Source organism: Wohlfahrtiimonas larvae (assembly GCF_002006755.1).
Taxonomy (GTDB): Bacteria; Pseudomonadota; Gammaproteobacteria; order Cardiobacteriales; family Wohlfahrtiimonadaceae; genus Wohlfahrtiimonas; species Wohlfahrtiimonas larvae.
The window spans coordinates 1-5589 of sequence record NZ_MVDO01000043.1 but is presented as its reverse complement, the minus strand read 5'-3'; the positions used below and the strand labels follow the sequence as shown (position 1 = coordinate 5589).

At 34.1% G+C, this 5589-nt stretch carries 5 protein-coding genes; all 5 read right to left on the bottom strand.

All coding sequences use genetic code 11. The features are described 5' to 3' along the window. On the bottom strand, nt 1-1734 hold a 1734-nt coding region (locus tag BZK14_RS03055), incomplete at its 3' end, for a tetratricopeptide repeat protein (protein WP_143691293.1). Beyond that, a complete protein-coding gene (locus BZK14_RS03050) occupies nt 1724-2569 on the bottom strand; it encodes a tetratricopeptide repeat protein (protein WP_171973627.1) in 846 nt (281 codons plus the stop codon). The genes BZK14_RS03050 and BZK14_RS03055, both read right to left, overlap by 11 nt. 314 nt (nt 2570-2883) lie before the next feature. Beyond that, nucleotides 2884-3663 carry a 4,5-DOPA-extradiol-dioxygenase gene (gene ygiD / locus BZK14_RS03045; RefSeq protein ID WP_077925123.1) on the bottom strand — a complete coding sequence of 260 codons (780 nt, stop codon included), beginning with the start codon at nt 3661-3663 and terminating at the stop codon, nt 2884-2886. Nucleotides 3664-3763: 100 nt separating this feature from the next. Continuing rightward, nucleotides 3764-4093 (bottom strand): hypothetical protein, encoded by a 330-nt coding sequence (locus BZK14_RS03040; RefSeq protein WP_077925122.1) that lies wholly within the window; start codon nt 4091-4093, stop codon nt 3764-3766. Between the two features lie 191 nt (nt 4094-4284). After that, entirely contained in the window at nt 4285-5523 is a 1239-nt protein-coding gene (gene pepT / locus BZK14_RS03035; protein ID WP_077925121.1) for a peptidase T, read from the bottom strand. Nucleotides 5524-5589: the final 66 nt, after the last annotated feature.

The window sequence follows — 5589 nt, the reverse complement described above, 5'->3', positions numbered from 1 at the left end:
CATTGGCGCATCTTTATCTAAACGAATGCTCTGAATTAAAAATTTTTCTTTATCCAAATATTGAATGGCTTCTTCATTAGGGTTTTCCTTCATCCATTGATAGACCGTTGCATATACAATTTTTTCTTTATCATAATTGCCATAACCTGAATCTTCATTATCATCTCTGTGCGCTAAGTTAAAATAATGAATAGCTTGATCACGATCTAATGCGTTATTTTCTCCGATAATATAGGCATATACCAAAGCAATGCCTGCATTTTTATTGCCATTCTCTGCAGCTTTCATAAAGTATTTCAACGCCTCTTCTTGTTTTTGCTCTTTTTCATAACCAAGCGCTGTTCTATATTGAGCCTGAGAAATATTGAGATCCGCAATTTGTCTTAGGACAGTAACATCATCTTGAAAAACATAATAGCCCATTTTGTCCCACAACTCATAAGCAGCTTGCCCTTCTCCATTACGAATCAAGATTTGAAGCTTCTCGAGATATTCTGCTACTTCTATCATTTCTTGATAAAATTTCTGAGCCTCTTCTAATCGATAACCATTGAATATAATTCTTCTGGCATATGGTGCATACTGAATAGGATCAAGATTATTAAGTGCGTGATACTGATAAACATTCAATAAAGATTGGGCAAATTTAACGTCATGTATTTTTTGATCCATCACAATAGCTTGATCAATCCAATCTTTCACAATGGCCTCAGATAAATTCAGTTCTCTTTTCGATACAAATAAATATGAAACCAATTCAGAAAGCGCATATGAATGGCCTTCTTTAGCTAACTTCTCCAGAATTTGATAATGGCGTTCATAATTTTGATAACGATAATATAAATTGGCTAATGCGATTTGCGCATCGACAGAGGATTGCTCATTAACAACAGATTCCAATAGAACCAAATCATTCTCTAACCCCGTATAACCATTCCCCACTTCTTTTTGTAAATATTCGATATGAAGATTATTTTTTAATATCTGATGTGTAAGCTCTAACGATTTATTCTTCACATCTTCATTCTTATGATAACTAAAAGATTGGATCAATGAGTACAACTCGATAATTTCATCATCGGTTAAATCTTTAGGCAATGAATAAACTAAAAATGCTTGTAAATTCTCATCTGATGAATCTAAATAAGCTTGAAGAACAGCATTAAATGGTTTCACTTTATTTTGAACCATATGATTAATTTTATTTTGCGCTTCTATATTTTCACTAAAATATAAACGTAATATCAAATAAAGTGATAAATCATCTCTGATTGGCATCGTTTTCAATAATTCAATGAGCGGTTCAATCTCTTGAATAATGGACGGATCAGGCTTGATGGCTAAATCATCCGATGAATTGGCATACCAATAATTATTAGAAGCCCTAACAATATCATTTTGAATACAAGCCATACTCAAAAATTTGCCACTTTTTTTAATCAACTGATTAATGCCTTGATACGCTGCAACAATAACATCTGCATCCAATCCATTATCCTGAATAATATTCGCATAAATGGATAATGCTTGATTCAAAGCATCCGCATTATTTGATTGCTTTGCATATTCATCTGCTTGTTTTAACCATCCTTTAGCTTCAAATATTCCATCATTAACCGTTGATAAGGCAGAATAATTAATCGGAACACATGAATCGTCATAATTTTGTGCCGTTGCTAGTGAAAATACAGACAAAACTGCCACCAATGATGCCATTAAAATTTTATTTTTCATTCTGTACTCCCAAAATTTCTTGCACCTTATCGCAACTTATCTGTATATTTTCCCAACAAGCTTTACGCAAATAACCTAAAGCTTTCTTTTGATCATTAAGATCATTACTTTGTGCATAAACTAATCCCATACTATAGATAGAATCAGGGAAATATATACTAATGACTGGTCGTAATAGATCCTTGGCTTTCTCAATATCTTTAGGTACACCCAGCCCCAATGTATACATCTGTGCAAGTTTAGATGATGCTTGTCCAAAACCTGGATTTTTATCAGTAATTCGTTTAAACCAGTTCAATGCTTGAGCATTACCATCATCTGTCCCTAAAGAAAGATAATAATCCCCCAAATAATAATAAGCATAAGTATTGTTTTGTTCAGCAGATAATGCTAAATATTTCAAACCTTTATCAATATTTTTCACAACACCATGTTGACCTTTAAGATAAAAATCCCCTAAAAATGCTTGTGCTTGATCATTATTTTGTTCAACCGCTGCATTTAATAACTGCAAACCTTTTTGATTATCTTTTTCTGTATCTTCATAAAAATATAGCCACGCAGTTTCCACTTGTGCAGGTGCATAATTTTGTGCGGCAGCTTTTCTAAAAAATTCGTTAGAAAGATCATATTCATCATAACTTGCATTTTTTGCCCACAGATATTGAGCTTCGGGATCATTTTGTAATGCAGCCTTTTTCCACCAAATCTTGGCATTCTGTTTATCTTCAGCTTCAAAATAAATATTCCCAATTTGAACCTGAGTTTTAATATCGCCATCGATCCCTTTTTGGTATAACTCATCACTAATATTCTGCGCAATAGTAAAATTCATTAACATAATCCCTATTGCAATCATTTTTTTATACATAACACTCTCTTTATAATTTTAATATCCAACCCATTGCTCACATACTATTGTATTAATTGATATTTTGATGGATTTTGTTATATTTTTGGATCTTAATCATAATCGAGGATAATTCTGACACAGAATAAGCACAAAAGAGTTAATTCTCATAATAACCAAAATACCCCATTTAAAATGTTGATATATCATTTCAGTAATAATTGTTGCTAGCCAAACATTTAAACCTACTGAAAATAACATAGCAATCATCCAAGAAAACAATGCTTAAATCGCATAATTTAAATATTTATGCCCCAAATATAACTTGTCATTGTGAGCGTTTCTAACGCGACATCTTGATTCATAATGATTAACTCATCACTCTCATCTGTTGCACCGATCGCTGATAAAAATGGATAAAAATGATCTGGCGTTGGTGCTGCTAATTTAAAATCAGGATGCGTTGTTTCCAATGCAAGCAATCCTGCAATATCACGCGCTTTGGTTAATTTAGCAACATCATGATCAAAATTTTTCGCCCAAGGTATCACTTGTGGTTGCATAATTCGTCGTAAGTTATGCACAATATTTCCAGAAGCTACAATGAGGATATTTTTATCCCGTAATCGCTTCAACTTCTGCCCTATTTCATAATGATATTGGCTCGATTCATTACGATTAATACTCACTTGTAAAACAGGAATATTCGCATCAGGAAAGAGATGAGAAAGCACACCATAATTACCATGATCATAACCCCAATCATGATTCAATTTACCCATTTTATCTAATGATTCTAATGTTAAATCACGGATTGGCGCTGCATTAATAGCGGGATAAATATATTCATATATTTCTGCAGGAAAGCCATACATATCATAGATCATTTTAGGTGCAGGCTCTTCTGTCACAAAGGTACCATCGGTGTACCAATGAGCAGATAACATCACAATGCCATCCACTTTACCGATCTTCTCGCCCAAAGCACGCCAGCTTTCCGTCCATTTATTTTTCTCAATAATATTCATTGGGCTGCCATGACCAATGAATAAAACTGGAGTTCTTATTTGCTGTGCCATCTGTACCTCCATCAATCAATAATATATTGCTTAAGGATAACCGAACTATATACAAAAAATCAGTATCTAATTTCAAAGCACAGACAAAAAATATAAAATTTTATAATTGTTTTAACATTTCAATCATTTGAATATTGAGCTGATGATTATTAACACACATTGTACGTAAATTTTCAGCGTCTTCTTTTTTAAACCGTTTACCGCCTTCTAATGCGCTATCTAATTGATCACCTACTAATAATAGTTGTTGAATCATTTGATCTAAACTACCATCTGTATTTTTTGCTTTCACAATATTAAGCGCTTCATGATATGACTGCTGATATGTGTAACACTCTTGCGGCGTTGAATCGGTACTGAATTGAAAATAAGCATAATATAATCCGCCTAATACCACTAATATGCCAATAATCACTTTAATTAATTTCATATGCATCCTTATTAATTATATTTAATATATAAAGTAAAATTTATGCATGCATTCTACCAAAATTAATTAATAATAATAAAATTACGATATATTTTTTGATTTATTACACATAATCATTCATATTATTGATGTCAAAATAAAACCCAATACAATATTGGGCTTTATAATCAAACTAAATATAAATTGAAGAGCTATTTTTGATGTTTACCTGCTAATTCACATATTTTTACCGTCACGTTAAAGCTCTTCTCAAATGCTGAAATTGGTAAAAACTCAAAGCGAGAATGGAAGTTTAAAGCACCTGTGAAGTAATTTGGTGTGAAAATTCCACGCGTTGATAATGCAGAACCATCAGTACCGCCACGCATAGGAATCACATTTGGCTCAATGGATAATTCAGCAAATGATGCAAACAATAGATCCAACGCAGTGCGATCCTCACCCAATGAATCAGCAATATTGCTGTAAACATCTGTTATTTTATAACTGATTTTTGCACGAGGATGACGCGCTTGAATCAATGCGACAGCTTCGCCAATGTATTTCTTACGCGCTTCATAGCTTTGTTTATCAAAATCACGAATATTGATTCTCATCGTTGCGTCATTTTGAGTACCATTGATCGCATTGATCCAGAAATATCCCTCACGGCCTTCTGTGTGCTCTGGCGCATCTAAGCGATCAAAGCAGCCCATCAAATCCTGTGCAACACGTAATGGGTTCACCAATACATTTTTAGCTGACATTGGATGCGCTGTTACGCCTTCGATTTTGATCTCAACAGTTGCTGCATTGAATGTTTCATAAACCACTTCACCTTCTGCACAGCAATCGATTGTGTAAGCAAAATCAACTTTAAAGCGATCCAAATCCATCACTTTTGCGCCACGTAAACCAATCTCTTCATCAGGTACAAATGCAACATAGATGTCGCCACAAGCGATTTCATTAGATTGCAATTTATCCATCAATTCCATCACACATGTTACAGCTGCTTTATTATCCGCGCCTAACACGCTTGTGCCATCGCTGAAGATGATGTCCTCATTGATATAAGGCTCAGCTTCAGGATGTTCACTCTGCTTAAACCATATATCAGCATCTTTATTCAAGCATAAATCTTTGCCTTCATACTTCAGTACTTGCGGGTAAACATTTGGTGATAAACCAACATCTACCGTATCTACGTGCGTAATGAAACCAATCGTTGGTGCATTTGGCATTGTGCCTTTACGAAACGCTGTTAAAACACCATGTTCATCAATATGAATGTCAGCTAAGCCATAACCTTTTAATTCTTCAGCCAATAATTTCACCATATTCCATTGGCTTGGCGTTGATGGCACTGTTGGTGAAGCAGCACAGCTTTGGCTTTCTACTGCTAAATATCTAAAGAATCTTGTTGTGAGTTGTTGACCTAAAGTGGACACGTCAAACCTCCTAATTTACGGCGCGACAGAATTAATGACAGGAATTGTATATGTACTTTCAAATCC